The organism is Bacillus sp. FSL R5-0560, assembly GCF_037966305.1.
Classification (GTDB): domain Bacteria; phylum Bacillota; class Bacilli; order Bacillales; family Bacillaceae; genus Bacillus; species Bacillus mojavensis.
The window spans coordinates 1,957,017-1,982,604 of record NZ_CP150195.1; the positions used below are offsets into that span (position 1 = coordinate 1,957,017).

At 34.4% G+C, this 25,588-nt stretch carries 40 protein-coding genes and 1 pseudogene; 36 read left to right on the forward strand and 5 right to left on the reverse strand.

Annotated elements, in window-relative coordinates; all coding sequences use genetic code 11:
• Positions 1-38 precede the first annotated feature (38 nt).
• From NST56_RS10165 to NST56_RS10200, 8 genes are all read left to right on the forward strand, one after another.
• Positions 39-1,199, forward strand: coding sequence for an AimR family lysis-lysogeny pheromone receptor (locus NST56_RS10165; RefSeq protein WP_339181721.1), 1,161 nt, complete (start codon positions 39-41; stop codon positions 1,197-1,199).
• A 26-nt stretch (positions 1,200-1,225) separates the two neighbouring features.
• On the forward strand, positions 1,226-1,354 hold the full coding sequence (locus NST56_RS10170; protein WP_339181723.1) for a lysogeny pheromone AimP family peptide: 129 nt from the start codon (positions 1,226-1,228) through the stop codon (positions 1,352-1,354).
• A gap of 328 nt (positions 1,355-1,682) precedes the next feature.
• Positions 1,683-1,883, forward strand: coding sequence for a hypothetical protein (locus NST56_RS10175; protein WP_004399418.1), 201 nt, complete (start codon positions 1,683-1,685; stop codon positions 1,881-1,883).
• A 2-nt stretch (positions 1,884-1,885) separates the two neighbouring features.
• The gene (locus NST56_RS10180; protein ID WP_339182152.1) at positions 1,886-2,203 is read left to right on the forward strand and encodes a hypothetical protein; all 318 of its coding nucleotides are present in this window, start codon (positions 1,886-1,888) and stop codon (positions 2,201-2,203) included.
• Between the two features lie 48 nt (positions 2,204-2,251).
• Positions 2,252-2,464 carry a helix-turn-helix transcriptional regulator gene (locus NST56_RS10185; protein WP_116315982.1) on the forward strand — a complete coding sequence of 71 codons (213 nt, stop codon included), beginning with the start codon at positions 2,252-2,254 and terminating at the stop codon, positions 2,462-2,464.
• Positions 2,454-3,530 (forward strand): site-specific integrase, encoded by a 1,077-nt coding sequence (locus NST56_RS10190; protein WP_339181727.1) that lies wholly within the window; start codon positions 2,454-2,456, stop codon positions 3,528-3,530. The genes NST56_RS10185 and NST56_RS10190 overlap by 11 nt, the downstream gene beginning before the upstream one ends.
• Before the next feature lie 106 nt (positions 3,531-3,636).
• Positions 3,637-5,019: a DNA sulfur modification protein DndB gene (locus tag NST56_RS10195; RefSeq protein WP_339181731.1), complete on the forward strand. Its 1,383-nt coding sequence runs from the start codon at positions 3,637-3,639 to the stop codon at positions 5,017-5,019.
• 23 nt (positions 5,020-5,042) lie between these two features.
• Complete coding sequence (locus NST56_RS10200) at positions 5,043-6,020, forward strand: hypothetical protein (protein WP_283912357.1); 978 nt, start codon at positions 5,043-5,045, stop codon at positions 6,018-6,020.
• Between the two features lie 177 nt (positions 6,021-6,197).
• On the opposite strand, the gene NST56_RS10205 is transcribed toward NST56_RS10200, so the two are convergent.
• A complete protein-coding gene (locus NST56_RS10205; protein WP_339181735.1) occupies positions 6,198-6,431 on the reverse strand; it encodes a helix-turn-helix transcriptional regulator in 234 nt (77 codons plus the stop codon).
• A gap of 182 nt (positions 6,432-6,613) precedes the next feature.
• Between NST56_RS10205 and NST56_RS10210 the strand changes: the two genes are divergently transcribed.
• The 15 genes from NST56_RS10210 (at position 6,614) to NST56_RS10280 (ending at position 12,936) form a co-directional block, all read left to right on the forward strand.
• Entirely contained in the window at positions 6,614-6,832 is a 219-nt protein-coding gene (locus NST56_RS10210) for a YopT family protein (protein ID WP_268286868.1), read from the forward strand.
• A 72-nt stretch (positions 6,833-6,904) separates the two neighbouring features.
• Positions 6,905-7,102, forward strand: a complete 198-nt coding sequence (locus NST56_RS10215; protein WP_339181737.1) for a hypothetical protein — start codon at positions 6,905-6,907, stop codon at positions 7,100-7,102.
• A 111-nt stretch (positions 7,103-7,213) separates the two neighbouring features.
• A complete protein-coding gene (locus NST56_RS10220) occupies positions 7,214-7,408 on the forward strand; it encodes a hypothetical protein (RefSeq protein WP_128740448.1) in 195 nt (64 codons plus the stop codon).
• A gap of 87 nt (positions 7,409-7,495) precedes the next feature.
• Entirely contained in the window at positions 7,496-8,158 is a 663-nt protein-coding gene (locus NST56_RS10225; RefSeq protein WP_339181740.1) for a dUTP diphosphatase, read from the forward strand.
• Positions 8,158-8,547: a YopX family protein gene (locus NST56_RS10230; protein ID WP_339181743.1), complete on the forward strand. Its 390-nt coding sequence runs from the start codon at positions 8,158-8,160 to the stop codon at positions 8,545-8,547. The genes NST56_RS10225 and NST56_RS10230 overlap by 1 nt, the downstream gene beginning before the upstream one ends.
• A 2-nt stretch (positions 8,548-8,549) precedes the next feature.
• Positions 8,550-8,978: a hypothetical protein gene (locus NST56_RS10235; RefSeq protein ID WP_339182155.1), complete on the forward strand. Its 429-nt coding sequence runs from the start codon at positions 8,550-8,552 to the stop codon at positions 8,976-8,978.
• Positions 8,979-9,021: 43 nt separating this feature from the next.
• On the forward strand, positions 9,022-9,258 hold the full coding sequence (locus NST56_RS10240) for a hypothetical protein (RefSeq protein ID WP_339181745.1): 237 nt from the start codon (positions 9,022-9,024) through the stop codon (positions 9,256-9,258).
• 16 nt (positions 9,259-9,274) lie between these two features.
• The gene (locus tag NST56_RS10245) at positions 9,275-10,009 is read left to right on the forward strand and encodes a hypothetical protein (protein WP_339181748.1); all 735 of its coding nucleotides are present in this window, start codon (positions 9,275-9,277) and stop codon (positions 10,007-10,009) included.
• A gap of 380 nt (positions 10,010-10,389) precedes the next feature.
• Positions 10,390-10,602 carry a hypothetical protein gene (locus NST56_RS10250; protein ID WP_339181751.1) on the forward strand — a complete coding sequence of 71 codons (213 nt, stop codon included), beginning with the start codon at positions 10,390-10,392 and terminating at the stop codon, positions 10,600-10,602.
• The gene (locus NST56_RS10255; protein WP_166851892.1) at positions 10,592-10,729 is read left to right on the forward strand and encodes a hypothetical protein; all 138 of its coding nucleotides are present in this window, start codon (positions 10,592-10,594) and stop codon (positions 10,727-10,729) included. Before NST56_RS10250 ends, NST56_RS10255 begins: the two co-directional genes overlap by 11 nt.
• 37 nt (positions 10,730-10,766) lie before the next feature.
• Positions 10,767-11,015 carry a hypothetical protein gene (locus NST56_RS10260; RefSeq protein WP_339181755.1) on the forward strand — a complete coding sequence of 83 codons (249 nt, stop codon included), beginning with the start codon at positions 10,767-10,769 and terminating at the stop codon, positions 11,013-11,015.
• Between the two features lie 32 nt (positions 11,016-11,047).
• Complete coding sequence (locus NST56_RS10265; protein WP_339181757.1) at positions 11,048-11,722, forward strand: SLOG family protein; 675 nt, start codon at positions 11,048-11,050, stop codon at positions 11,720-11,722.
• 21 nt (positions 11,723-11,743) lie between these two features.
• Positions 11,744-12,163 carry a YopX family protein gene (locus NST56_RS10270; protein WP_339181760.1) on the forward strand — a complete coding sequence of 140 codons (420 nt, stop codon included), beginning with the start codon at positions 11,744-11,746 and terminating at the stop codon, positions 12,161-12,163.
• Positions 12,160-12,531 carry a YopX family protein gene (locus tag NST56_RS10275; RefSeq protein WP_339181763.1) on the forward strand — a complete coding sequence of 124 codons (372 nt, stop codon included), beginning with the start codon at positions 12,160-12,162 and terminating at the stop codon, positions 12,529-12,531. The genes NST56_RS10270 and NST56_RS10275 overlap by 4 nt, the downstream gene beginning before the upstream one ends.
• Before the next feature lie 174 nt (positions 12,532-12,705).
• Complete coding sequence (locus tag NST56_RS10280; protein ID WP_205164328.1) at positions 12,706-12,936, forward strand: hypothetical protein; 231 nt, start codon at positions 12,706-12,708, stop codon at positions 12,934-12,936.
• A 39-nt stretch (positions 12,937-12,975) separates the two neighbouring features.
• On the opposite strand, the gene NST56_RS10285 is transcribed toward NST56_RS10280, so the two are convergent.
• Positions 12,976-13,236, reverse strand: a complete 261-nt coding sequence (locus NST56_RS10285; protein WP_217002409.1) for a hypothetical protein — start codon at positions 13,234-13,236, stop codon at positions 12,976-12,978.
• 124 nt (positions 13,237-13,360) lie between these two features.
• Here NST56_RS10285 and NST56_RS10290 point away from each other — a divergent pair, with 124 nt between their 5' ends.
• Entirely contained in the window at positions 13,361-13,762 is a 402-nt protein-coding gene (locus tag NST56_RS10290) for a hypothetical protein (RefSeq protein ID WP_339181767.1), read from the forward strand.
• Positions 13,763-13,838: 76 nt separating this feature from the next.
• On the opposite strand, the gene NST56_RS10295 is transcribed toward NST56_RS10290, so the two are convergent.
• Positions 13,839-13,988 carry a hypothetical protein gene (locus NST56_RS10295; protein WP_339181770.1) on the reverse strand — a complete coding sequence of 50 codons (150 nt, stop codon included), beginning with the start codon at positions 13,986-13,988 and terminating at the stop codon, positions 13,839-13,841.
• Positions 13,989-14,147: 159 nt separating this feature from the next.
• On the opposite strand from NST56_RS10295, the gene NST56_RS10300 reads away from it, so the two are divergent.
• Positions 14,148-14,561: a hypothetical protein gene (locus NST56_RS10300; RefSeq protein ID WP_339181772.1), complete on the forward strand. Its 414-nt coding sequence runs from the start codon at positions 14,148-14,150 to the stop codon at positions 14,559-14,561.
• 65 nt (positions 14,562-14,626) lie between these two features.
• Here the strand turns inward: NST56_RS10300 and NST56_RS10305 are convergent, their stop codons facing one another.
• Together NST56_RS10305 and NST56_RS10310 are read right to left on the reverse strand one after the other, a co-directional pair.
• Entirely contained in the window at positions 14,627-15,439 is an 813-nt protein-coding gene (locus NST56_RS10305; RefSeq protein ID WP_339181774.1) for an ATP-dependent DNA ligase, read from the reverse strand.
• Between the two features lie 69 nt (positions 15,440-15,508).
• Positions 15,509-16,183, reverse strand: a complete 675-nt coding sequence (locus tag NST56_RS10310; protein ID WP_339181778.1) for an SOS response-associated peptidase — start codon at positions 16,181-16,183, stop codon at positions 15,509-15,511.
• A gap of 70 nt (positions 16,184-16,253) precedes the next feature.
• Between NST56_RS10310 and NST56_RS10315 the strand changes: the two genes are divergently transcribed.
• The 11 genes and pseudogenes from NST56_RS10315 to NST56_RS10365 all read left to right on the forward strand — a co-directional run bounded on the left by NST56_RS10315 (position 16,254) and on the right by NST56_RS10365 (position 25,587).
• Complete coding sequence (locus tag NST56_RS10315) at positions 16,254-16,475, forward strand: hypothetical protein (protein ID WP_339181781.1); 222 nt, start codon at positions 16,254-16,256, stop codon at positions 16,473-16,475.
• A gap of 65 nt (positions 16,476-16,540) precedes the next feature.
• On the forward strand, positions 16,541-17,743 hold the full coding sequence (locus tag NST56_RS10320) for a hypothetical protein (RefSeq protein WP_339181784.1): 1,203 nt from the start codon (positions 16,541-16,543) through the stop codon (positions 17,741-17,743).
• Positions 17,744-17,777: 34 nt separating this feature from the next.
• The gene (locus NST56_RS10325; RefSeq protein ID WP_268449091.1) at positions 17,778-18,155 is read left to right on the forward strand and encodes a hypothetical protein; all 378 of its coding nucleotides are present in this window, start codon (positions 17,778-17,780) and stop codon (positions 18,153-18,155) included.
• 99 nt (positions 18,156-18,254) lie between these two features.
• Positions 18,255-19,079, forward strand: coding sequence for a poly-gamma-glutamate hydrolase family protein (locus tag NST56_RS10330; protein ID WP_339181787.1), 825 nt, complete (start codon positions 18,255-18,257; stop codon positions 19,077-19,079).
• Complete coding sequence (locus NST56_RS10335; RefSeq protein WP_339181790.1) at positions 19,076-20,836, forward strand: right-handed parallel beta-helix repeat-containing protein; 1,761 nt, start codon at positions 19,076-19,078, stop codon at positions 20,834-20,836. Before NST56_RS10330 ends, NST56_RS10335 begins: the two co-directional genes overlap by 4 nt.
• A gap of 87 nt (positions 20,837-20,923) precedes the next feature.
• Positions 20,924-21,220, forward strand: coding sequence for a hypothetical protein (locus NST56_RS10340; RefSeq protein WP_268289536.1), 297 nt, complete (start codon positions 20,924-20,926; stop codon positions 21,218-21,220).
• A 63-nt stretch (positions 21,221-21,283) separates the two neighbouring features.
• Positions 21,284-21,664 (forward strand): hypothetical protein, encoded by a 381-nt coding sequence (locus NST56_RS10345; protein ID WP_213417595.1) that lies wholly within the window; start codon positions 21,284-21,286, stop codon positions 21,662-21,664.
• A gap of 320 nt (positions 21,665-21,984) precedes the next feature.
• Positions 21,985-22,354: pseudogene (locus NST56_RS10350) on the forward strand (hypothetical protein).
• Between the two features lie 22 nt (positions 22,355-22,376).
• Entirely contained in the window at positions 22,377-23,717 is a 1,341-nt protein-coding gene (locus NST56_RS10355; protein WP_339181798.1) for a hypothetical protein, read from the forward strand.
• Positions 23,718-23,769: 52 nt separating this feature from the next.
• The gene (locus NST56_RS10360) at positions 23,770-24,930 is read left to right on the forward strand and encodes an AAA family ATPase (RefSeq protein WP_003231073.1); all 1,161 of its coding nucleotides are present in this window, start codon (positions 23,770-23,772) and stop codon (positions 24,928-24,930) included.
• Positions 24,931-24,975: 45 nt separating this feature from the next.
• Positions 24,976-25,587, forward strand: a complete 612-nt coding sequence (locus NST56_RS10365; RefSeq protein ID WP_339181801.1) for a hypothetical protein — start codon at positions 24,976-24,978, stop codon at positions 25,585-25,587.
• Position 25,588 lies beyond the last annotated feature (1 nt).

Here is a 25,588-nt window from a genome sequence, read left to right on the forward strand (position 1 = left end):
TAACCAATAAAGACAACAAAAAGAAATGAGGGGAAATAATGGAGTTAATAAGGATAGCTATGAAGAAAGACTTGGAAAATGACAACTCTTTAATGAATAAATGGGCAACAGTAGCTGGCCTTAAAAACCCCAATCCTCTTTATGACTTCTTAAACCATGATGGGAAAACATTTAATGAGTTTTCTTCAATAGTCAATATTGTTAAGAGTCAGTATCCAGACCGTGAATATGAATTAATGAAAGATTACTGTTTAAACCTAGATGTTAAGACAAAGGCAGCAAGAAGTGCATTGGAGTATGCTGATGCAAATATGTTTTTTGAAATAGAGGATGTTTTAATAGATTCAATGATTTCTTGTAGCAATATGAAAAGTAAAGAATATGGAAAAGTGTATAAAATACATAGAGAACTGTCTAAAGGGGAAATAGATGTTTTTGAAGCCTCTGCAAACATTGGAAAACAAAGAATTAAAACTGCAGAGATGAACATCTTCTCAAAAATGCTCCTTATGTATGATTGTTTAAATAAAGGAAACTTCGCTCCGATGATGCTTTTATTTCAGCAAATAGACCTTAGTGAAATAAAAGAAAATCGATATTTAAAAAACTCTTTTGAAACTCGCATAAATGTGCTCTTATCAAATATTTATTTGAATGAAAATAATCTTGAATTGTGTAGGGAGTATGCACAAAAAGCAATATCATCTACTGATACTCAAAGATTTTTGGTATTTAGTTATTTAACCATTGGAACTTCATACATTTTTTCAGACTTTAATTTAAGCAAGCAGAACTACTTAATTGGATTGAAGTTTGCTAAGGGGAATCCAGGGTTTGAGGAGTTTTTCAAAAGAAATTTAAGTTTTTTAAACAATTTTTGGAACAAGAAAAATGAATGGATCAATTATGACTCAGATGCAGTGACAGACATGCAAGAGGTTATATTCGAATTAATTAATCATAAAGAACTAAGCAAAGCACTTCAATTGTTAAACAAACTAGAGGAAAGAGACCAAAATGAGAACGAATTGGGGTTCCATTATTATTTAAAAGGACTTATAACGAACGAGAAAGAAGCATTTTTTAAATCTGTTGAGTATTTCAAATCATCGCAAGACAAGCTCTCTATTAAAATGCCTCTTATTCAGTTAGAAAAAATGGGCGAAAACCCAAGATTACTTAAGATTATTACTATGTAAACTTAACAATGAAAGGAGGTGATGAAATGAAGAGATTTATTATGGCAATTACTATTGCGGCTGTTTTATCAATCTCGTTTGTGAGTGCTAAAGCATCTTCAAATGAACAAGCTTCAGGGGACTATCAAGTTGCTGGCATTGTACGCGGAGCGTAATTAAACATTGACACATAGAATTATTAGTATTATTATTTACTTAATTAAATTAACCAAAGAAATGGAAGACGTTTGGCTCTTTTGAGCTAAGCGTCTTTTGTAGTTTTAAGGCCATCACTTAAATATTAAGTTTTTATAACTTCTAGTGATCAACTTCAAGTACATACACCCTAATTAAATGAAAGGAATTAGAAAGCAGCACATTCGCAAAAAAAATTGCGTAGAATGTGCTATTTGTCGTTAAAAAAATCTTTACTTCCCTTTTGTAATGCATTACAATTGCTATAGATGGAAAAGATAAAAAATATGTATATAGGAGGTTGGTGGTATGTCCGCAATTAGTTACTTAAAAAACAGTATGACAATGCATAAGACCATTTACCAAAAGAAAGTTGAAAGCTTAGTTAAAAATGATTTATTCTTTCATGAAAAAAGCATTGAAAAGTCAAAAATAATGAAGAATGAAAATGTTAGAAAACAACTAACTAAAGGATACATGAAATTGCTAAGCGAATACAAGGAGGATTAATGATGCATGTTGTAGAACTTAGGTCTACAAATCAAAACGATATTGATGCCGATTTTGTTTTAAATGCAAAACAAACTTACATAGAGAGTGTACTAAACATAAGAAAAATGATTGTTAATGCAAAAACTGAAGATGATCTACATGGTGCAAAAATAGAGATAGCAGCATTATTAAAAGATCTAAATAGAGTATTATTAGGAGGAGATGGACTAAAAAGAAGCATTGAAAATAATCCACATTTTAGATCCCTAATACATTTTGTTAAGAATTTAAAAAGACATATAGCAATTGAATTTGAAGAGTTTATTTATCAACCATAACATATACGCACTGTAGTCTATAGTATACATAAAAAATAGGAGGTTGACATGTCAGAGCGAATAAAACAGCTAATGGTCAAACGTGGCATCACAATAGAGGAATTGTCGAGGGAGACAATGATTGATATTCAGACATTAAACAAAATCATTGAAATGCCAGATGAATCAGATGTTACAACCATAAAGCTTATCGCTCTTGTATTGAATGTCTCTATTGATGAGTTATTGGATGAGAAAGGAGGAGAAGATAATGCAAAATAAAGTTAAACAATTAAAAAATTATGCGGTTTACGATGATATCGAAGGCTTTTTAATCAATAAAGATATAAGAAGTAGCTCAGGGAATTCTAACTATATGATGCCTTCATTAACTACAAGGGTGTCTAACACAAGAAAGAATTATGAAGGGGATATTAAGCAGTTCTTTAGTGTGATTAAAGGGAAAGATGTCAAAAGTTTAGTTCCCCATGATTTAGTTGTAACTAAAAGCGAATTAAGCAACTATGTTAAGTATCTTCAGGAAAAGGGATTAGTTAATAATAGTATTAACAGAAAAATGACCTCCTTGAAGATGCTCTATACATATTTGGAGCATGATTATAAGGACTATATTGATTTGTCGGTGTTTAATACTGTCGAAAGGCTTAAAACAGTAACTAAAAACTGGGATAAAACAACCCAGACAGAAGCGGAAAGAATTGCCCAGGATATGTATATAAATGAAAGGCAAAAGCCTTTAATGAAAAAGCTTTTTGTTAAATTCGCCATCAGAACATCTTTTCGTGTAAGTGCCATTTTGCGTGTAAGATGGAAAGACATAAAGCTTGATGAAAGTACAGGCCATTATATAGTAACAGTTATTGATAAAGGATCTCAGGTTGTGTCTACAGGCATTAACCAGGTATTTTATGAGGAATTGTTGCAGCTGAAGGAAGAGGATGTCAGCGAAACTGAATTGGTTTTTCAGGGACTTTCGGAACAATCTTTGCGACACTCATTGAAAAGGTCGAAAAAAAGGTTAGGTATACCTCCTGAAAGAGAATTAGTCTTACACTCATTTAAGGGTGTAGGAATTGACTATGTCTATGAGAATTCTGGGCATGATTTACTTGCAGCAAAAGAACAAGGAAATCATAAAAACACATTAACAACAGAGAGATATATGAGCAGAAAGATTAACATAGCGAACTCTGCTGGTGTAACAATGGATGAAAAAATCGATTTAAATCCACTATATGAAGCAACCCAAGAGGATTTTATTAGTTTTTTTGAAAACGCTGATCTTGTTACATTAAAAAAATTTATAAAGCATGTAAATGAGCGATAATCATTTTTTCGGCATATTACTCAGTTCAAATGATAATTCTTCTTGATTAACCAGATTGCCTTTGGTAACTTTAAATTTAGCAACATGACACGAGGTGAAAGGCTATATGACAGTGATCTTTGATCAGTCTGCAAATGAGAAACTGCTTTCAGAAATGAAAGATGCTATCTCGAAAAATAAACACATAAGATCATTTATTAACGATATTCAATTAGAGATGGCTAAAAATAAAATTGCTCCAGGGACAACACAAAAATTAATTTACGATATAGAAAATCCAGAAGTCGAAATTTCTAAAGAATATATGTACTTTTTAGCCAAGTCACTATACTCAGTTCTTGAAAGTGAAAGGTTTAATCCACGAAATTACTTCACAGAAACGGATATGAGAGAAATTGAAACTTTATGGGAAGGATCTGTGGAGGAAGATATAAAATTTCCGTATACATTCAAACAAGTTGTAAAGTACTCGGATGATAATTATTTCTTCCCAATCACTGCTAAAGAGTTGTTTATGCTATTTGAAAATAAGTTATTGCACTATAATCCTAATGCTCAAAGAACAAACAAAACGAAAAAACTAGAGGGATCAGATATTGAGATACCTGTACCGCAGCTCAATAAACAATCGGTTGAAGAAATAAAGGAACTGTTCTTAGAGGGGAAATTAATTAAATCAGTTTTTACGTTTAATGCACGTGTTGGAAGCGCAAGTGGTGGCGAAGAATTAATATATGATGACGATACTATGTCGCTTACAGTGACTGAAGACACCATTCTAGACGTTTTAGACGGGTATCACCGGCTAATAGGTATTACTATGGCTATAAGACAGCACCCTGAGTTAGATCATTTTTTTGAAGAAACCTTTAAAGTAGACATCTATAACTACACTCAAAAAAGGGCGAGAGAGCATTTTGGGCAACAAAACACAATAAACCCAGTCAAAAAATCTAAAGTTGCCGAGATGAGCCAAAATGTTTATTCAAACAAAATTGTTAAGTTTATTCAGGATAATAGCATAATTGGTGATTATATAAAGACAAATGGAGACTGGATAAATCAAAATCAGAACTTGCTTATAACTTTTTCTGACTTCAAAAAGGCAATTGAAAGAAGCTATTCTAAAAAAGATTTTTCTACTCAGGCAGACATATTAAAAACTGCAAGATACCTTACATCTTTCTTTGATGCTTTAGCTACACAATTTGTAGATGAGTTCTTAGGTGATATAGCAAAAGAACGGAAGAGGAGTTTTGTAAACAACTATTTGTTCTTTAATGGATATGTGGGATTAGCTAAGAAATTGCAATTAGATGGGGTAAGTCTGGAGGATTTGGAAAGTAAGATTACTGATGTTTTAGGCTCTATAGACTTTAGTAAGAAAAATAAGTTGTGGGATGAACTAGGTGTAGTAGACAAGAATGGGAACGCTAAGTCACCACAAAAGATATGGAATTTCTTTAACAATTTAAAAATAGACGAGTAATTACTTAGGAGTTGTTTGCTGCAATGTTCAATAGTGAGATTAAGGAAAAATATTTAGATACCTTATCTGAGGGTATGGTTTTGCAGATGAGGCCTATTTTTGCTAAAGCAGAGATTACTGAGACTTTATATAATAAAGACATTTATGATTTCACATCAATGCAAATTTTAGAGCTAATACGATCATTCGATCAAACCACTATCGGTAGTGTTCGGAGAACCTTAGCATTATTGTCATTGTATATTGATTGGGCAATTTCATATAAGTTAAGTAAAGGATTAACCAATTTAGCAAGAACTATTTCAGAAGAAGAGCTTTATGAGTGTCTTGGGGATAAAAAATTATATATTACTTATAGTGAATTAGAAGAAATGGAAAGTCAATTAGTTAACTATCAATCAAAGGCTGTATTAAGGCTGTTGTTTGAAGGGGTTTCAGGTTTAGCTCATTCTGAATTGCTAAGTTTAACGAAAAAGCAAGTTGAGGATGCGATGCTAAACGGTAACGTTTTAACCCTGCATGATTCAAAACACGGTGAACGAAAACTAAAAGTAAGTAGTGAATGTCTTGTTATTGCCTTAAATGCAGCTCAGGAAACTAAATATAAATTAAAGAATGGGAAGGCAAAAGGCCAAACAAAAGAAGTCTTTTTAGTTGAAAATGATTATGTAGTTAAAACAAAAAGAACGTCCAACAAAGGAGACGGCCAAGCAAGCAAATTTGTCATAACTAATCTAATTACTGATATATCTGAGTTCTTTAAAATTAACTTTTTAACACCAAACACTATTGTTAGATCTGGTCATTTGTATAGAGCATATCAGCTTTATAAAGAGAAAGGGGTTATTGATAACTCTGTAAGGTATCAGATTATAGATGACTTTAATTTAAGAGTAAAATCCAAATATCGAGCAGTTTATTCAATGCAAGATTATATTAATGAGGAAGAAGTTAATAAATATTACGCAGAAGAACTAGGTTTAAAAGAGACGACCATTTAAATATGAAATCCATTTGACTATTTTGGTTAAATGGATTTTTCTTTATCTCAAAAATTGTGAAAAAATTCGCATTTCGACAAAAATAGACAAAATAATCACTTTAAATACATGTTTAAATGTAGTAAGATGGTCATGTAAACCATATGGTTTACTAAGGAGGAGACCAAGACCAAAGTCTTAGTCGTTGCAATGCCTTTCAACCTTGAATTCATAGAGGTCTTCGACATTACAATCTAAAGCAGCAGCAATTCTTTTTGCAGTTCTAATAGACATGTCTACTTTAACCAACCGATTATAGTCGCTCAGCTGCTGTTTCTTGATCCCAGTTATCTCTGAAAGTTCATTGATTGTAATGTCTTTCTTTCTACATAGTTCAGGTATCAAGCATTGCCCGATCTCAACTTTAATCATAATCGGACATCCTCCTGCGTTCTGTTATGGAAAGACATAATACATATCATACCATACGAAGCCGATAAATAACCACTAGCATAACACCTACTTTCTATGTATAATGATTATACAAAACAGAACGCACGTTCCCTTAATATCTTAAGGGCTTATCACAGAAAATTGAACATAGGAGAATGAGGATGGCAGGTTATTTAAACAATATTGCACTGAATCTGGAGATTGTACTCAAAAACAAAGCAGATAGTCCAGAAGTCTCTGAAACATTGGTAACCAGGATTTGCGAAAATTTACTTTTATCTAAAGAAGTCTCGTTTTTAAAAGCTGATGGATCAGTTGAAAATTTTAAATTAAATGATATGGAATATGAAATAACAAATACAGAAGAATTGCCTGAGTAAAAATAAAAAAAAGAAAGACTCCGTTAAACATAATGTAATAATCAGCAGCAAGAGGAGAATGAAGGTATTGTTTTGAATATATTTGTTGATCAAGATAATTACAAAGAGGTTAGTCTAAGACTTACAAAAAAAGTGCTGACTTCAGAACATTATCAATTCCTACTTGGTTTCAAGGGAGAGAAATTAGATATTACAATTTCAGTTACACCTCAAAGCCTCGTTAAGCTTAGGGATGACATCAATGAATTGATCTTTATGTTCTCAGACTAAAATTAGATTCGGTCACATAAATTGGCCGAATCTAATTGACAGATATTAATTGATGGGTTATAGTTTATACAAATACAAATAATATGTATATAGGAGTTGGTAAAGAGGGCTATGTTGCTTGAGGAAAAGCTCGAAAAACTAATGAAAACACTTTTGCAATTAAAAGCATACAAAGAAGAAGAAAATTTACGAAGGGTAATCGGAGAATTTCATTCAATAATTGATTATGCTTACGAAGGGATGTATATAGCTGAAGATATGTTAAGAGAAGAAGAGAGTAAGAGTAAAGAAGTGGGTACATATTGAATGGTAAATTTTCATTCAGATAACAAAATTAAAATTAGTGAATAAAATGTAAGTTTTATTCAGACTTATATTTTAGGAGGGAATAGCTTGAATCTACAAAAAATGTTCGAAATGCAAAAGGCGCTTGATGAACGGATTATCAAAGAGAAGGGGCTGGAAGGTCAGGACTTGCTGCCAAACCTTATTCTCGCTTTACAGGTGGAGCTGGCCGAGTGTGCAAATGAATGGCGCGGCTTTAAGCATTGGAGAAATAACAGGGAGCCACGTACGAAAATAGAACATTTTTGTCCAACATGTGATGGCACTGGGGATGAAAATCACGATATTAATTTGCAATATCTCGAAGAAGGGCATGCAGCTGAACCATATTCCAAATGCCAAGATTGCAACGGCTCTGGAAAGATAGGTGAATCGAATCCATTGCTTGAAGAATACGTGGACTGCTTACATTTTATCTTGAGCATTGGCAATCGAATTGGATTTAATAACGATGCCACGATTCAGCAGATCATAAAACGTTCAAAAGAAAGGGATTTAGAAACAAATATCGGTATTGGAAAAGCATTTTCACATTTAATGACACTTGTGTTCGGTTTTTATTTTTCGATTGAGGATGAGGGGACTTATGTAAGGTCTTTTGAACGCTTTTTGAATTTGGGTAAAATGCTTGGGTTCACGCCTGAACAGATCGAATCCGCATACATGGACAAAAACGCCGTCAATCATCAGCGGCAGCAGGAGGGGTATTGATGAGTACAGCTTACAGAGTTTGGGACGGCGAGCAGATGCATTATTGGGATGATGGTGAGCTGAGTCTTATTATCTCAGGTGGAGAATGGGGACTGTATCGCAATATCGTAGGAGCTCTTTATCCCATCCGTATTGCGTCTAGCACACAAAAAAATGCGGCTCTCATGTGGGGCACAGGGTTGAAGGATAAGAACGAAAAAATGATTTATGAAAAAGATATTGATATGACAGACAGTGAACCCATGATCGTTGCTCGAGCAAGTGGTAAATTCGGTCTTAAATATCCTGCTGATTGTGATTACCATATTGATGATTGTATTGATTGGGAAGAATGCGAGATCGGCGGCAACGTTTATGAAAATCCTGAGTTATTGGAGGGCGCGGAGTGAGTATGAATTCTTTTGATCTGCTATTTGAAGATAATATGAAACTAAACCAAAGAGAAAAATTCATCCGAAATGGTATCCCATATGATGAACTTGATACACAAATGATTAATTTAATTGATATTTTAAATTTCAAAATTGGATTAAAAACACGCCACTGTTGTTTTGGGCATAAACCATACGAAGAAATTCAAGTGATGTTTGAAGACGAAGTGAACATAAAAGAAGATCAGATTCTAGAATTAGCAGAACTAGCGGGTAGGGAATGGAAAGGCCTACAGTTAAGCTTTAGCAAATGGGCAAGATTTTCCCCATTGATGTTTAATTGGTCATTGGTGTTATCGAAGAGATTCAGAAACCCAGAAGATCCAAATAAATACCGTTATCTAAGATCAGTTGAAGAATTCTTTGAGAGCTATGCTGCAAAGAAGTGATAAAAAATGCATTTTAATGTGATTAAAAGGAGTGAGAATAATAATGGAATCAAAACATGGAATGAGTCAATATCGCTTAAATAGAGCAAAAAGTTATGCCCAGTCATTTCTAGAAACAGTGTCAAAGATTGAATTTATGTATCAGCTGTCTCTTCAAAAGTTGGTTGATCCAGACATTGCAGAAGCCTATATTGCTAGGAATATTAAAGAGATCGATAGAGAGTGGGAGGACTTTAAAAGTTATATTGAGCAGAGAGAAGACATGAGGGAATTAGATTAAGTAAAGGAGTGAAAAGATGGAAGTGTTACAACCAAATCAATATTTTGACATGATTAAATCAAAGAAAAATAAGGTTACAGACAAAGAACTTCAAAGGTATTACGACAATTGCTTGGTGTTACTCAATAAGTATAAGCAAACCAATCAAATTAAAGCTGCAAAGAAACTGATATTCCACTTAGAGTCAATTGAAAAAGAACGGGAGATTGTAAAGCTTGGTATTGATACGTTTGTTTATCGAGATGACATTGAAGAATACATAGATAACATTGCAAAAGATACAGTCAAAATTATTGAGCTTGAAAATTACGAACGTGAAATCCCTGACGATGTCATCATGAAATATAACAAAGTAAAAGACAAATTGGATCGGTTTTACGTGGTGTTTACAGATTATACGGGGAAGGTTGAAAGGCAAATCGAAAAAGAACGAAGAGATAAAGATCCAATTTTATTTGGCACTTTTCAAGATGAATCGAGCGGTACTTTGATTGAACGTTTTTATTTCATAGGTGACTGGGAAGATGAATATTGCGATCTCACTTTAGATAAGATGATTTCCGAAGTACAGGAAGCAAAAGAATCCAATATTGCAATGACCATCAATACACCCCAAGATATCGAGCAATTGAAGAAGCAGTTAAACAACATGGACAAGATAGCAAATGGGTTTAGGACGAATAATCCCAGATTTACAGTGGTTAACGAAAAGAAAAATTGGTTTAAAAAGCTGTTCAAAAGGGCGAAGTGATGAAAAGAACAGTTGACCTTACTGTAAATAGAGAGTTCATGAAGATTGGAAGTAACCAAAGCAAGTCATTATTGCAAAGGTACTTAAAGAAGCGAATATACCCCTGGAGTGTAGAAGCAGAAGTAAGGCAGAACGACCTTTATAGTAGCAGCTTATTGTTAACTGGCAATGGTTCTGAAAGGGGAAAACAAAAGGAGACAGCAGCCTTTGAAAAGACGTGTCATTGTTGTGGTAAGTGGGACTCATTCCATATGACGATAACTAAATCAACTCTGTGTAAAAGTTGCGAAGAAATGCTTGATCACAGTGTTGTGGGCAACGTCCATTGGAGAATGCAGTTTGGATAAAAGTAAAATTTTAAAGAGAAAGGAAGAGAAGAAATGATTAAAGGGGATGGTTTGGTTAAACATGAGCTACTTAAGACAAGTGATGGTGTTTTAAGGTTGGCTGAGGATACACTGTGTGGCGGTTTTTCTCTTGGTATTAGAACGCCCGAAGGAGCTGACTGGAGATATATTAGTGATGAACTCGGACAGTTGTTAATTAAGGAGCTTTCTGACGATCAGATAGGGGGTCTCAATAATGAAAAATAAAGTACTGATTGTTGATTTAAAAGAAATGATTGAAAATAACATTTCACAAAGGGGAACAGATGGCACTAGATATTACCGGATCAGCAGGGATCAATTAGAAGAAATTATTGCAGCATTAGAAAACTAAATAAAATTGAAGCTTTAATGAGAATCGGAGGGTTGAAATGAACTTGCTAAAAGAAATAACAATATTTGATTTAAATAAAATCAAACCTGGAACCAAAGTTCAAGTTACTTGGTATAAAGGAACAGAGATGGAGTACACACATAATGGCGAAGTTATCATCAATAAAGGGGAAAAGTTCTTCTATAATTTTATTGATAAAGAAGGGTATATAGGCCACTGCCATGTAAACGCACTTGATCTGAAGAATTATCCAGACAGTTTAATTGTTGAGATTAAATCTAAATAAAAAGACTGTTTTAAAGAGAAAGGAGCTGAACTATGACAATTGATTTTGCTAAGTTAAATGATCCAGAATGGAAAAAGCAGTGGGCTGATGAAAGAAAAGAACGTGAGCGGCTTTTAGAAGAACAAGAAACACTGAGAAAGAAGACAGTTTGCTTTACCGGTCACAGGCCAAATAAATTGGGTGGCTATGATATGAAAAACCCCACAATGCTCCAACTCAAAGATAAGCTGCTTGAAGTAATTGAAGAGTTAATCACAAAAGAAGAGAAGTCCAGGTTTTTAACTGGAGGAGCGTTAGGAACTGATCAGGCTGCTTGCTGGTGTGTACATATTCTAAAGAAGAAATATCCCCATATCAAAAACATAATTGCTACACCTTTCAAGGAACAAGATAAAGTATGGTCTGCAGACCAAAAAATGTGGTACAAACGTATGCTTGATGTAGCAGATGAGATTATTAATGTTGAAGAGTTAGATAAATATAAAGTTAGTGAAGGTGAACAAGGAGAGTTTTCACCGGCTAAGATGCAAAAACGAAATGATGAATACATGATTGATCACAGTGAAGCAATAGTAGCTGTTTATGATGGAACTAAAAGTGGTACAAGGAACTGCTTAAATTATGCAAGGAAAACTTACTTAGGACATCAATTATGGAGACTTCATCCTGATTTTAATTTTGAATTAGATATTACTTACATTGCTTAAAACAAGAATAGGAGGATTAAATTGAGAGAAATAAAATTTCGGATGTATTCAAAAAAGAAAAAAGTAATGCACTATTGGGATCATATAAAACAGTTCCAGATGGCAGCACTTGATGATAATGATGAAAATGAAAAATACAGTTCTTGGATGCAATACACTGGATTAAAAGATAAAAATGGGCGAGAGATTTACGAAGGAGACATTTTAGAAAAAACTTCTGAGTTATACACCAACTTTGGGAAAACACCTACAGGAAAGTTCCATACTTCGTACATTAAAGTGATTTGGATTGACGATGGTTGGGGATACGAAGTCATTGAGAATAACGGTAAAGGCCCAATGATCGGGTATAAATGTCAAGGACTAAATATAGCTTCAAAATTTTCGACAGTGTGTGGAAACGTTTATGAAGAACCTGAGCTTTTGGGGGCGGCAGAATGAAGGAAATTAAATTTCGTTCATGGATTAAAGACAAAAAAGAGATGCTTTATGAATTTACCTTAAAGCAGCCAACGGTAAGCCATTGTAAGAAAAACATCCTTATGCAATACACGGGGCTTAAGGATAAGAAAGGGCAGGAAATTTATGAAGAGGATATAATCCAAACACCTTTCATGAAAAGAGAAGGCTACGCATATAGATGTGTTTTTTCAACAGAGTTCGGAGGGTACTTGTTTGATCCCTTTGTAGTAGGAGATAAAGATGCTCCTGTATTGGGTATCGATGAGTTTGCTCAGCAGTGGGAAGAAGTCAAACATGGCGAAGTTATCGGGAATACATACGAAAACCTTAAGCTTTTGAATAATTGAATAAAAGGATTATTTCATTGTAAGGAGGAAGGCACATAGGTTATTTAAAGCACATAATTGATACAGCCTGGTTTAACTTAGTTTGGTTTAGATGGCATCTTGGAGCGGACATAAGCGTATTTGACGGCTGCGGATGGAATACATATAAATATTTAAAGAATAAAAATAAAATAAATGGAGGTTATAAGGGTGATAAAGAGGAATCTGCTTAGTAACCACGTTGATGAGATTATTGGTGAATATTACGCTGCTAAAGGATATTCAGTCCAGAAAATTGACCGTCAGGAGAATGGCCAACTCATTGTTATTACGGAGCGAGCAGCTAAAGAACAGAAACAAGAAAAAGTCGATATTGCATTTGATTTTGTACATAGAAGACAGCATAAAAAGAAATGCCTTTCTTAAAACAAGAAAAAAGGAGCTAAAAAGCCCCTACCTTTAAGTTTAAACAACTTTTGTATAAATAGCCGTATAAAACTGAATTGAGTAATCGAAATAATATCTTGTAAGAGTATAAGTATATCCGTTGTATTCAATAGAAGGTTTGAAGTTTGGTATTGGGCTAATCTGATATATGGTGTCATAATCATATTCATCACTTTTTACTACCACTTCAGACGAAGAACTTGTTGCCAAGGCAGGAACAGCGGATATTAGCATGCCGAATGTTAAAGCAGAACTTAATAAAATTTTTCGAGGGTTCAATTATATCAACTCCATTAACATTTTATACATTAATTATGAGGTAAATGGAAGTTGCTTCGGAAGTGAATAATGGATCATAAATAGTTAAAATCGTGATTTTAAACAGAATAGGAGGCATTGATACATGGGCTTATATGTAACACACGGAGCATTCGATGGGGCATACTCGTCATTCAATAATCTTAGAAGGTTTTTATTAAAATCAATTGGAGGTAGTTGGCCGCCACATGATAACCAAAAATTTAAGGATGTCTATTGGTATTTTGGTAAAGGTTATTCAACAAAAACCCATAAGGGGCTAACAGAGTTTTTCGGCCATTCAGATTGTGATGGAGTAATTACACTTGAAATGTGTAAAGTTGTTGCAGAGGAATTAGAAGCCATCTTACCCTATGCAGAAGAGTTGGCAAAAGTGGAAGTGCCTCAGAATTATATGCTACCTAATAGATACATAGAGACTGCAAAACAGTTTATCAATGGGTGTAGATTGGCATTTGAGTTGAATGAGCCATTAGAGTTTAGATAAAAGATAGTTTTTAACTAAACATATAAGGATGGATCGTTATCGAAAAAGCACACGTATCGATAACGATCATAAAGAATTAATTTCTATGCCGGCGTTTTTCTTCGAAGTGATCAGGATAATTCTGTTTAGATTTCGATTTGAACACAAAATAAAGTCCTGCAATTAAGATGTAGTCCATGATTTTGTCAAATGACCAATTCACGAAACAATCTAAGATTAAATCCATTTATTTCACCTCCGAGACAAAAATGTCCAGTCCCTTTTATATGGCAAGCGTATGACAACCTGCTTGCAGTAATAAAGGTGAAATGAAGCTTGGAAATTTAAAAAGGTTTAAAGAAAAATATCATTTAAAATATTTATTTTAATGAAAGGAGGCACCAAAGTGCCAAATCAAGAGCAAATAAAACGCATGAATGATATTAATGACTTGATAAAGCTTATCGCAAGCATTGATCATCGTACATTCTACCGCAAGTCAAAGGATCGCATAGCGTATTTCAGTTTTAAGAAAAAACTGTTCTTCGTTGATGATTACACGGGGGATGACGTTTACCCGTATGAAATGGGATACGGTAGTCCAAACGGTTTTTCGCATGGAGGCAACATGTGGCAACTGGTCAACAGCTTTAGAAAGTTCATCATAACAGGGAAATACGGCGAACTGAGGGATTATAAAGAAATATGGGCTTACAGCTATGAAGGATGTATGAAAATCCGTCAGAAGGCAAAAGAAATAGGGTTTATAGAGAGTGTTGATTATGCTTATAGCTTCGATGATTGGATGATAACTTATTGATCAATGTACTAAATTTTCACTCGGATTTTAAAAGCTAGGCTCTAAGGAGCTATGTAACGGAGAGATTACACTCTCCAGGATTCGAAGGAAGGAATGCGGAGTTTACCGTGCTTAGTCTTAAATTTGTGCTTAACCTTACATAATATAGGCTCAATAAATACATATTCTTCAGATTCAGACTGTACTTGTTTCATAGAATGAAATTTGCCGCGTTCTGCATGGGGCATGAATTCCATAAATCCAGCTGCAGTTCCATCAGGATAAGACAGAAGGAATTTTATATCCTTTTTGGTGTAGCCGGTAATAAGAACTTCGGTGTAATCGTAATTGATCACTTTGAGCCAATTATGTGAACGTTTATTGATCTCATAAGGGGAGTCAGCTTTCTTGAGTACGATTCCCTCTAAGTTCTTTTCTTTGGCCAGGTTGAAGTAAGCTAGTCCGTTACCTTGAATTCCTTCGATTACAAAGACATTAGGATGATTTAGCTCAAGTGAGTTTAGAGTTATCTTACGCTCAGTGATTGGCTTAGCTGCTATTGACTGACCGTCTTTATAGATAACATCAAAAACACAGTAAACAATCTTATGAGCTGACTTTTTGGACATGAAACGTTCCATTACAGCTTCAAAGTCAGGAGCACCGCCTGGGGCAGCTACAATAACTTCACCATCGAGTACTGTTCCATCTGGAATATCTAAGTCCAAGAGTTCTGGAAACTTGCTTGTTACTTCGTTGTTGTGGCGAGTGTATAGCTTAATCTGATTATCAAATTTAGAAAGGATGAGTCTGATTCCATCAAATTTGAGCTCAGTGATATAGTTCTCGTCGTCAAATGGCTCTTTTATTGAATGCAATAGCATTGGCGATACAAACAAAATATCACCTCCTACTTAGAACATAATAGCTAAGCGAAGGTGATATATAAAGCGATATGGCAGTGGTACTTAATGGGATTCAATGAGCTCAGGTGAATTGTTTTTAGGTGAATTCACTAAAGATGAAACCTGATATGCTTCCATATCATCAGCATCATATGGCTTCAGTAAGCTTTGTAGATAATCAGGATCAGTATTTTTAGGGTTGAGCCATTCCTTTTCGTTCTCATCAGTAAGGATAACCGGCATCCGATCATGAATGTCTTCCATAAGTTCATTAGGCTTTGTAGTGATGATTGTGCAAGTGTACAACGGATTGCCTTCTGGTGTGTTCCACTTTTCATATAAGCCGGCAAAAGCGAAGAGATTAGATGATTTAAGCTTAATCCGCATAGGAATCTTAGTCTTTGGATCAAGGCGTTTCCATTCATAAAAACTGTCAGCCGGTATAATACAACGTTTGCTTACGAGCGGTTTTCGAAAGCTGGGTTTCTCGGCCAATGTTTCAGCACGAGCATTAATCATTTTATAACCGATCTTTTCGTCTTTAGCCCAAGGAGGAATAAGACCCCATCTAAGTTTGCCCAGACGGTTGTTTGATCCATCGTTAATGATTGTAAGGATGTTTTGTGAAGGAGCGACATTATAGCTTGGGTGATATTCTTCTTCGGGTAAGAATTGATCTATATTGAATTGCTCAATGATGTCATCAAACTCAGAGAATAAAGTGAACCTGCCACACATGTTCATCATCCTTTAGGGTTTTTGAATATTGTACAGGCTTGATACACGAAAATCAAAAAGGAGGTATGTGATGCTGCAGCAAACAGTTGAGGTTAAAGAAGTTGATGTGTTGATCAGAGGAATATGGAGAAAGAAAAAGTTCACTGATATTCAAAAGGGACAAACCTTTAAGATTGAGGAAAACGGAAGAACAAAGAAGTTCATAGCAAGAACAGATCCTTATTGGGATGATATGTATGATACTTACATAATTGATTTGTTGGATAAAAATAAAATTAGAAGAAGTAAGTGAACAGAAATCTAGATAAAACAGAGATGTTATAAAGATAAAAATAAAATTAAAAAAGGGGAATTTTGATGAGTTATCAATTTGAAAAGAATAAACTGTACGCATATTTAGGTGAAGAGTTAGTTGAAGCACTTAAAAGGAATGAAGTTATTATTGCAGGTGGGACAATTACAAGTCTATTTAATAATAAAGAGATAAATGATGTGGATATCTATTTTAGAAGTGATAAAAAAGCATGTTCATTCTTAGAAGAGTGTTGGAATAGCAATGTCTATGTAACTTCACACACTAAAAAAGCCACGCTGTTTATCAAAAAAGGACTAAAGCTACAAATGATCCACTTTAAATTTTTCTCTGATGCTGAGTCAATTTTCAATACATTTGATTTTACAGTCTGCATGGGAGCTTTTGATTTTAAGACCGAAGCTTTTACTCTACATGAAGATTTTTTGAAACATAACTCGCAGAGAATTTTAAAGTTTAATAGCCAAACTGCTTTTCCAATTGTCTCATTGTTAAGAGTGCAAAAATACACAGATAAAGAATACACAATTTCTAAGCCAGAATTCATTCGTATTGTGCTAACATGCATGGACTTAACCATTAATACATATGAAGAATTGAAAGATCAAATGGGAGGTATGTATGGGATAAACTATGACAAATTGTTCGAAGACGAAAAAGATGAAGACTTTAACCTACGAGAAGCTGTAGACAAAATTGCTGACATGGTTTTAGACGAAGACTACTTTAAAGAGCCGGTTAATTTAGAGTTTAATGACTTAGATGATCTTTTAAATGACATTAATAAGAGTCCAGTTATGACGCTGAAGATTAATGATGATCAGTATAGAATTGGTCTTGATGGGTTTCTAAAAGAATCTGTATCAGCGCCATGTACTGAAATTAAATTAGATACAAAGGATTTCTTTGATAAAACTAATTTCTATAAATTTGTAAGAAAACAGAACGGAAAATTAACGAGCTTCTATGACAAGAACTTTGAGTATGTGATAGGAGAAGAAGCTAAAGCGGAAGGAGTAATAGATAGTTGGTCGAACTGCGGAAGGTTATTTTTTAATGAAAAGGCAGCGATCGAACAATCAACTTACTATGGAAAGGAAGACGGAGTACTTATTGAGGTGAAGATTAAAGAAAAGGATTTTGTAGATGCGGATAGTGGTAAAGTTGAGGCCACAGCATGTCAAGTAATTAGAGAAGTTTCAAAAGACGAGTGGAAAGAATACATAAGTGCCAATAACTCTAAATAAAAACGATATTTTAACCAGATAGGGAGATGTTTAAATGACTTCAGAAGAAGCAAGAAATTATTTTGTACAAAAGGGACTTAGTTATGAAGACATTACGGAGGGAGACATTTGTGTCTTAGTTATGCTACTGAATAAGCATGTTAAACAGGCAGCTAAAGCACATACAATGTCTGTTGATACAATGAGAATGAGTCAGAAAATAAAAAGCAAATACAAAACAAATGGAACTTTAATCAGTTGTTATCTATACATAAACAGTCACTATTTTACACAAAGAGAAGCAATTAGTTTTAATCCAGATGGTTTTATTGGTTTTGCAGGTTGGGCAGATTCAGGGAACAGACAACCTTTAATTGGCGCTTTTATTGAATGGGTTGATTATATGAGTGAACAATTAAGGCAGATTAGTTAAAGTAATTTGTTATTCGGATAAGGGGGTGGTACTAATGTGATTAATTATAAGATGAAAATAAAGAATAAAAATAAAAAATTATATAAGGAGAGTTGTTAATTGTTGAAGTTTAAAAACAGAATAGAGGAAAAAGAGGTTAAGGGGGCAGAGAAGGCGAGCTTTGGCGGGCCTAACCTTCTCTACCTGACACTTCGCAAGGTTACGAAGCTATATAAGTATATCACAGACAAGAAGTCTTTTCCAATCCTAGTTACTTCATTGTTTGCATTGTTTAATCCCAATTCAGTTCTAGCTGCAGATAAGTATGGTAATTTTGAAGAGTTAAAAGCAAATGAGTCACCTTTGAGCTATAACATTTTAACTACTGATATTGATAGACGTGTGGTTATTCTTGCTCCACATGGCGGAGGTATTGAAGGAGGGACTAGTGAGCTTGCAAGAGAATTAAGTAAGTCTTACTCTACCTATCTATTTGAAGGTTTAAGGATACCAGGAGCTTCTGAGTTGCATATTACAAGTACAAATTTTGATGAGCCCAGAGCTTTAGACTTATTAAACAAGCATGATTTAACAATCTCAATTCATGGGTACGCATCAAGTGAAAAACACACTTTAGTAGGTGGGACAGACAGAGTAAAAGCAGCAAAGATTACATCATTACTTACTGATTCAGGCTTTTCTGCAGAATTGTTGCCTGAAGGCTCTCGTTTAGCCGGTACAAATGAACAGAACATTGCTAATAAAAATAGTACTGGTATGAGCATTCAACTTGAAATTAGCACTGAACAACGGAGAGAAATGTTTAATACTTTTACACTGGCTGGACGGGATGGAACAAAGAATCGATTTTTTTATGACTATATTGCTGTTCTAACTAAATTCATTAATGAAAATGTGTATTATATGGCTGGTATAGCACCATGACATTGTTGAATAAATCCATACGATACTATATTGACTTTGATCAGTGGGGAATAAATGCAGCTAACTCCAATTCAATTGAAACAACAAAAGGATTTAATGAAGCTCTTATATATGCATCAAAGAATAACTTTCCTATTGTTGAAATTCCAAAAGGGAATTTTATTATTGATTCAGTAAATACATTAAATCAACGCAATCCTGAAATTGGCGGAGGAATTATAATTCCATCAAATATGGAGCTTCTTTTAGATCCAGAAGCAGTATTTCAAGTTAATCCCAATGGGTGTCAAGGTTATTCTTGTTTTTATATTGGGCTTGCAGAGAACGTAATAATTAGAGGAGGTCGTATTATAGGTGACCGATATCAACATGACTATTCTTTAATTGATACCGATAGAAAAACACATGAATGGGGATTTGGGATACATGTTCATGGGAGCAAAAATGTTTTGATTGAAAATGTTAAAATCTCAGATTGTATTGGAGACAACATTTGGATCGCAGCACACGGAATGATGAATTACTCAGGGATGATTTATACACCTTCCAAAAGTGTGACCGTAAGAAAATGCGAACTGAAAAGAGGGAGACGGAACAATTTAGCTACTAATGGTTGCGAAGGATTATTGGTTGAAGACTGTGACATAGAAGAAGCTGGAGGGGATACAATTGGCCCTCAACTAGGTATTGATTTAGAGGGATACGGAGAAAACGGAAAGAAATATGATCATCCTTATGAGTTAACGATTGCTGATTGCAGGTTTAGAAAAAATGGTCGAGGTTCGGTTACTGCTCATACAAGCGGTAAAGTTTCCATCAAAGATAATTACTGTGACAATGTAATTTCATATGGCTACAGTACAGATGTGAGTATAAAGGGTAACAAGATAATAAATGAAGGGGACTCTAAGGAGTATGGAATAGACTCTGTAGGCGTTTCGAGCACTGAGACTGGCAACAGAATTCAAATAACTGATAACAATATTCAAGGGTTTAAAATAGGCATGATGATTAGAGGGAAAGGGGTATCGATTGATAATAATACCGTAAAGAACGCTTCAAATTGTGCAATAGCAACACATATGGCCGAAGATGTTTCCATTTCAAACAACAGAATACAGGACAGCGATTGTATTCAGATCCAGGTGAGGAATTCATCAGATATTAAAGTAAGCAATAATAAAGGGAAAGGAACAACCTCAGCATATGCGATTAAAGTGATGGATTCTAATGATGTCACCTTTATAAACAATAAGTTCTCCAATCTATATGGAGGTATATATTGTGAAAGGTCTCAATCCATCAGAATTAAGCTAAACGATTTCTTATTGAGTGGAAAAGGTTACGGGATATATTGGGATAAAGATTCAGAAGTCTTCCTAACAAGGAACGAGATATTTGAACCAAGAAATGTTGCAATTATGGGCGCAGCTGATATATACAATATCAGAATAAGTGATAACCAGATATATAATTGCAAATCAATTATTGCCATCCACTTAATAGGCGGTTCTGAGCATATGGTTAGAGGAAATGAAATCATGTTTAACAGAGATTCAGATCAAGGCTATGGGATATATTTAAACGGGACAAAAAAGGTTCGATTAATTAGGAATGATGTTCAAGGTATTGGCACAAGAGTGCTTTCACATCCATATGCAACGTTTAATGCTTCCAGTACAACTTTAATACATAATACATACGACAGCGGCACACCTAGATTAGCCTTAGATGATACAGTAATCGATTATAAATAAAAAAACTAGACGAGAACACTTGTTCCCTTTATGTGTTTTGGTATATAATTTAGCAGTGCCAAAAATTTCAAAACAGGGGATGAGTATATGAGTGAGCAAAAGCTTAGAATCGGAGAAATACGGTATGAGGTTTTTGATGATTATGATCCATTTACAGAGGAGTATTTAGGAAAAAACCTAGCAAATGCTTATTTTATTGCTGAAATTAAAAAGGAAAATGTAGTGCAAGTAGGGAATAGGAAAATTAATTACTCAAGCGATGTTAAAATTGGTTTTGATGCTTTCGGGGAAGAAACAAAAGAGAAAATTAAAGAGCATCTTCTGGCTGCTTATAGTTTAATAGCAGAAGGGGCTAAAGATGATGGTCTAGTAGAATACTTATAAGACAATGCTGGGCTAGTCTCTAAGAATAGCCCAGTTTATCATACGAATAAAGGGGTTAACTGAATGCCAAACATCATTTCTAAAGAGCAAGATGAAGCAATTAAATACTTTAGAAACAAGTTAAATTTATCTGACAAAGACTTATACATACCGTTGATTAATTTTGAACTACTTAGAGACAAGAACGAACAATATGCCAATGTTCTTTACGAGCTGTATAAAAATGATCCTTATTTGTTTATTAGAGCATTAAAGGAAGGTTATGTGGTTAATCAACCTATTGAATTTGATGAGGCCATTGTACGTTTCTTTAATGGTGAAGAACTAGCTGTTGTACATAAAACAACCGGCAGAAGATACAATGTAAATGTGAAAATGAAGCAGCTACCCGACGGATTTACAATGCAAACAATGGATGTATGGTTATGGAGTGAAATTGTTTAAATATTATAAATCCATGATATAATTCTCTTTAATCCTAATGGAGAGTATTAAATAAAATGGGTTTTGGGGGTTAAAAAAGTGATTAATATTATTGGAGGATGAGCTACTAGAGAAGTTAGAGGCGGAGGCTGATCAGCTCTAGGAGCTGCCATTAGGTGGCTCTTTGACCTTATAACCCAATAAAATGATAATTTTATTCGAATTAGAAAGATTGTGAATATAACACAAAAATAAAAAATATAAAAGTTTATAAAACATGTAGACAAAGACAAAAAATATGTATATAATAAAATCAAGTTAAAGGGAAGGAGGCGAATTACTTGGAGGTACTTGGGATAACAGAAAAGGCATTAAGCTATTACAGAGAAAACGTTAAAGGCAACAAGACAATTACTCCTGATCAGGCACTGTTAAAGATGATAAGGAATGTCTCACTTGTCAAAGAAACTCATCCTGAGCGAGTTAAAAAACGTTTATTTTGCACAGAGTACGCTTACGGAAATATGATAATCAAAGTTAACAGAAAAAAGCAGGTATTTGAAATTGTAAATAAGTCAGGATGCTTTTCTGACCAAAATGATTGGAAGTTCCCAAAAAGAAGGTACATAGAACTTAGTAAAGAACTTGGAATCAAAGATTGTAAGATTAGTAAAATTACATATTCGAAAAAATCATAATAGACAAAAATAAAAATAGAGGATGATAATTGTATATGGCATATAAGAAAAAAGATGATATTAAAATTAACAAAAAACACGGGGGGAAAGAATTCACAAACAATTTTAGGTTTGTTGGTTTAGTTAAACCTGTTAGAAAAAAAGATCCAGAAACAGACAGTTGGTATGATGCTGAAATTTTTGAAACAACTGTTACACAAACAAAGAAAAACAGAAGGGTGCTTCAGTTTAATATCGAAACTGCACCTTATAATGAATTAAAAGTGGAGCTTTCTGGCATGGAACGTGATTTAGTTTATGCTTATAGTTCTGTACATAAAAAAACAGTTCCACTTCCATGGGCTGACCGAAACGATAAGACCAAACTACCTGATGAAACATATCATGTCATTACGCCAGAATGGGATGTAACTGAACAATTAGCTAAAATCGTGAAGCCAGGTATGTGGGTAGAAGTTCAAGGCCAGTACGAATTTGATTCTTTTGAAAACAACAACGGAGAAGAAATCAAATTAGTGAAACGAATTATTAAAAGAGTTTATCCATTGAAAAATGGAGAAGTTGAAATTAAAGGTGTGAAAGATGGGGATCAATTTAAAGTGTACGACTCAGAGGAAGATGGAATCTGGCTCGGTAGTGGCAAAGCAAAAGAAGGTGTTGCAAAAGTTAAGGTGGGTTGGTTAAACCCGGATGGTGGAGATTTATTCATCACCAAAATTACTGACGATGGTGAGGGGAAACGTTTTAAAGTAAGTTACACTGATGATGTTGTTGAAACGGATAAGATTAAGGTGTCGAATAACATTCAAAGTGAAGTTAGAGTAGTAGAAGCAGATGGCAAATACAATTATGTGCCTTATGTAAGAGACTTTGCTTCTGAAGATTTTAAAGAACATAACAAATTTGAAATGCAGCTAGGGATTAAGAGTACATACCAAGACGAAGAAACAAAGGATACAAAGGTAAATGGAGTTTATCTTGATCATGGAAAAGAAAAAAGTGTTCCAAAAGATGTTGAGCTTATTGTTTATTATAAAGAACCAGAAGAAGGCAAAAAACCTTTTGCAGATGCATTTGTTGGTTTAAAGAGAGGCGATTTTCTGGTTGTTGAAGGGATAGACAATAATAGAGCACAATTTACACAAGTCGAAGTTGCAGAATCAGAGGAAGAGAATCCTTTTGAAGATGTAGGGGAAAAAGTTGCTTCTTTTGAGACAGTCTCAACTGGAACTCGAAAGGGTCTAGAAGTATTGAGATACATTGGCGGTACTTGGAAGAGTGAATTCTTATCGGAGGAAGAGATTTCTAATGAGAAAAAACCTAATGAAGATCCTTTCGCTGAAGTAACTGTAGACGATGATGACCTGCCTTTCTAAGATAAGTTGCGATTTGCGATTTAATAATAATTAAATTATAAGGAGAGATTGAATGAGTTTCCGTAAGAAAATTAAAAATAACACACCAAAGGTTGAACTACAATCGATCATGACACTAGTAGCAGGAGGATATAAGACAGGTAAGACACGTCTGTGGAAAGAGGTAACTGAATTACACTATTCAAACCCCGAAGAAGCTTTATTATTGTCTTTTGAGGACGGGTACGAGACATGGCAGCTAGACAACATCGTTCCTCTCCATGATGAGGGAACAGATAAAAACCTTTGGAAAGTGTGGGATTACTTTAAAAAAACAGTTGTCCCTGAATTAGTTCAAGAGGCAAAGACAGGGAGAATCGTTAAGCTTATTGGAGTAGATACAGCAGATAGAGCGATCGATGCTTGTACAGCTTGGATTCTGTACGATAGAAATAAACGCTATGGGAAAACTTTTGAGTCACTTCAAGATATTTCTGAGTCAACTAACGGCAAAGAAAACGGATGGACTGCTCTTTATGAAGAACTAAAAAAGCCTTTTGACACATTAAAAAATGCAGGTTACGGACTGATGTTTCTGGCCTGGACAAAAGAAAAAGAAACCACCCTATATGATGGAATGAAATATAATTCCGTTCAATTAATGATGCCCAACTCTGGAAGAAAAGTTTTTGAATCACAGGCAAGTCTAATCTGCTGCTTACATAATGAGGTTTCTGTATTAGATAAACAAGGCAATGAACTAGAAGATAACATTAAAGATAAAAAAGGACGTGATAAGGCAAGTAACTTCCATGACACAAAAGTTATGATGTATTTTAGACCATCTGAGTATGTTGAAATTGCAGGCGGACGTTATACTGAACTACCTGAAAAAGTTGAATATAGCGCTGAAAACTTTTTAAAGACATTCGAGAATGCGGTGCTTGGCCAAATTAAAAAGACTAATCGAACTGTACATGAGATAAAAAAAGAGGAAGAACAACTCAGAGAGGAAAAAGTCCAAGAGGCAGCTGAAAAAGCTGCAAATGATCCTCAGACCTATTTAGATGAGATCACGTTTTTAGTGTCTGACCAACCACCTGCAGTGAAACGCCAGCTAGCTGATGCCTATGCAACAAAGTTTGATGGGCAAAAGAATTATAAACAACTTAATTCGGTAGAAGATCTTAAAGAAGCTTTAATAATCACTAAATCTGTACTTAATGCAGTTTAATAAAGGGGAGTTTTTCTCCCCTTAGTTTATAAAAGGAGAGCGGATATGAGGGAAGTTAAATGCCAGTGGTGCGTATCTAAAGGGGTAAAAAAAGAAATGCTCTGTGAAGCAAAACCAACTGGGAAATACAATAAAAACGGCACTGAAAAGTACATAAGGAAATATTTTCACGATAAGTGTTATGTTCAATATGAGAAGGATAAAGCGTTTAAAGAAAAAGAAGCAAATGAATTTGATGAACTCTACCTATACCTTAAAGATCTACATAGACTAGAAGGATTAAGTAAGAGAATGATTGAAAGGTTACAGGATCTTAGAAATGGAACGGTTAAATATCAAAGTCAAAAAGTTAAAAGATATAAAAAAGGAGTTCCGTTTAGAGACATTTTAGACACCTATAAGTATTCAGAACAGCAATTACATAAAGCAAGGGATTACAAACAGTTCGAATCACCTTGGCACGAATTTGCGTATTTCTTGAGTATTGTAGTTAGTAACATAAATGAAGTAAAAGAAAGGAACAGACGCTTAGAACAACAAGACTCAATTCGTACAAGCGTTATAAAAAAACAAATTCAGCTTCAGGATGAAATTGGTCTTGAGGTTAAAAGGAATAAAAACAAGAAGGATGAATTAGATATTTCAAGTTTATTATAGG

Excerpts from the sequence above, each read along its gene's own strand:
- NST56_RS10315 (WP_339181781.1), top strand. The coding sequence starts at position 16,254 with ATGCTGCAGCAAACAGTTGAGGTTAAAGAAGTTGATGTGTTGATCAGA.
- NST56_RS10240 (WP_339181745.1), top strand. The coding sequence starts at position 9,022 with ATGGAATCAAAACATGGAATGAGTCAATATCGCTTAAATAGAGCAAAA.
- NST56_RS10340 (WP_268289536.1), top strand. The coding sequence starts at position 20,924 with ATGAGTGAGCAAAAGCTTAGAATCGGAGAAATACGGTATGAGGTTTTT.
- NST56_RS10250 (WP_339181751.1), top strand. The coding sequence starts at position 10,390 with ATGATTAAAGGGGATGGTTTGGTTAAACATGAGCTACTTAAGACAAGT.
- NST56_RS10275 (WP_339181763.1), top strand. The coding sequence starts at position 12,160 with ATGAAGGAAATTAAATTTCGTTCATGGATTAAAGACAAAAAAGAGATG.
- NST56_RS10195 (WP_339181731.1), top strand. The coding sequence starts at position 3,637 with ATGACAGTGATCTTTGATCAGTCTGCAAATGAGAAACTGCTTTCAGAA.
- NST56_RS10280 (WP_205164328.1), top strand. The coding sequence starts at position 12,706 with ATGGAGGTTATAAGGGTGATAAAGAGGAATCTGCTTAGTAACCACGTT.
- NST56_RS10200 (WP_283912357.1), top strand. The coding sequence starts at position 5,043 with ATGTTCAATAGTGAGATTAAGGAAAAATATTTAGATACCTTATCTGAG.
- NST56_RS10260 (WP_339181755.1), top strand. The coding sequence starts at position 10,767 with ATGAACTTGCTAAAAGAAATAACAATATTTGATTTAAATAAAATCAAA.
- NST56_RS10265 (WP_339181757.1), top strand. The coding sequence starts at position 11,048 with ATGACAATTGATTTTGCTAAGTTAAATGATCCAGAATGGAAAAAGCAG.
- NST56_RS10365 (WP_339181801.1), top strand. The coding sequence starts at position 24,976 with ATGAGGGAAGTTAAATGCCAGTGGTGCGTATCTAAAGGGGTAAAAAAA.
- NST56_RS10335 (WP_339181790.1), top strand. The coding sequence starts at position 19,076 with ATGACATTGTTGAATAAATCCATACGATACTATATTGACTTTGATCAG.
- NST56_RS10185 (WP_116315982.1), top strand. The coding sequence starts at position 2,252 with ATGTCAGAGCGAATAAAACAGCTAATGGTCAAACGTGGCATCACAATA.
- NST56_RS10175 (WP_004399418.1), top strand. The coding sequence starts at position 1,683 with ATGTCCGCAATTAGTTACTTAAAAAACAGTATGACAATGCATAAGACC.
- NST56_RS10180 (WP_339182152.1), top strand. The coding sequence starts at position 1,886 with ATGCATGTTGTAGAACTTAGGTCTACAAATCAAAACGATATTGATGCC.
- NST56_RS10320 (WP_339181784.1), top strand. The coding sequence starts at position 16,541 with ATGAGTTATCAATTTGAAAAGAATAAACTGTACGCATATTTAGGTGAA.
- NST56_RS10230 (WP_339181743.1), top strand. The coding sequence starts at position 8,158 with ATGAGTACAGCTTACAGAGTTTGGGACGGCGAGCAGATGCATTATTGG.
- NST56_RS10345 (WP_213417595.1), top strand. The coding sequence starts at position 21,284 with ATGCCAAACATCATTTCTAAAGAGCAAGATGAAGCAATTAAATACTTT.
- NST56_RS10190 (WP_339181727.1), top strand. The coding sequence starts at position 2,454 with ATGCAAAATAAAGTTAAACAATTAAAAAATTATGCGGTTTACGATGAT.
- NST56_RS10360 (WP_003231073.1), top strand. The coding sequence starts at position 23,770 with ATGAGTTTCCGTAAGAAAATTAAAAATAACACACCAAAGGTTGAACTA.
- NST56_RS10170 (WP_339181723.1), top strand. The coding sequence starts at position 1,226 with ATGAAGAGATTTATTATGGCAATTACTATTGCGGCTGTTTTATCAATC.
- NST56_RS10255 (WP_166851892.1), top strand. The coding sequence starts at position 10,592 with ATGAAAAATAAAGTACTGATTGTTGATTTAAAAGAAATGATTGAAAAT.
- NST56_RS10165 (WP_339181721.1), top strand. The coding sequence starts at position 39 with ATGGAGTTAATAAGGATAGCTATGAAGAAAGACTTGGAAAATGACAAC.
- NST56_RS10210 (WP_268286868.1), top strand. The coding sequence starts at position 6,614 with ATGGCAGGTTATTTAAACAATATTGCACTGAATCTGGAGATTGTACTC.
- NST56_RS10295 (WP_339181770.1), bottom strand. The coding sequence starts at position 13,988 with ATGGATTTAATCTTAGATTGTTTCGTGAATTGGTCATTTGACAAAATC.
- NST56_RS10355 (WP_339181798.1), top strand. The coding sequence starts at position 22,377 with ATGGCATATAAGAAAAAAGATGATATTAAAATTAACAAAAAACACGGG.
- NST56_RS10245 (WP_339181748.1), top strand. The coding sequence starts at position 9,275 with ATGGAAGTGTTACAACCAAATCAATATTTTGACATGATTAAATCAAAG.
- NST56_RS10290 (WP_339181767.1), top strand. The coding sequence starts at position 13,361 with ATGGGCTTATATGTAACACACGGAGCATTCGATGGGGCATACTCGTCA.
- NST56_RS10220 (WP_128740448.1), top strand. The coding sequence starts at position 7,214 with ATGTTGCTTGAGGAAAAGCTCGAAAAACTAATGAAAACACTTTTGCAA.
- NST56_RS10235 (WP_339182155.1), top strand. The coding sequence starts at position 8,550 with ATGAATTCTTTTGATCTGCTATTTGAAGATAATATGAAACTAAACCAA.
- NST56_RS10205 (WP_339181735.1), bottom strand. The coding sequence starts at position 6,431 with ATGATTAAAGTTGAGATCGGGCAATGCTTGATACCTGAACTATGTAGA.
- NST56_RS10325 (WP_268449091.1), top strand. The coding sequence starts at position 17,778 with ATGACTTCAGAAGAAGCAAGAAATTATTTTGTACAAAAGGGACTTAGT.
- NST56_RS10310 (WP_339181778.1), bottom strand. The coding sequence starts at position 16,183 with ATGTGTGGCAGGTTCACTTTATTCTCTGAGTTTGATGACATCATTGAG.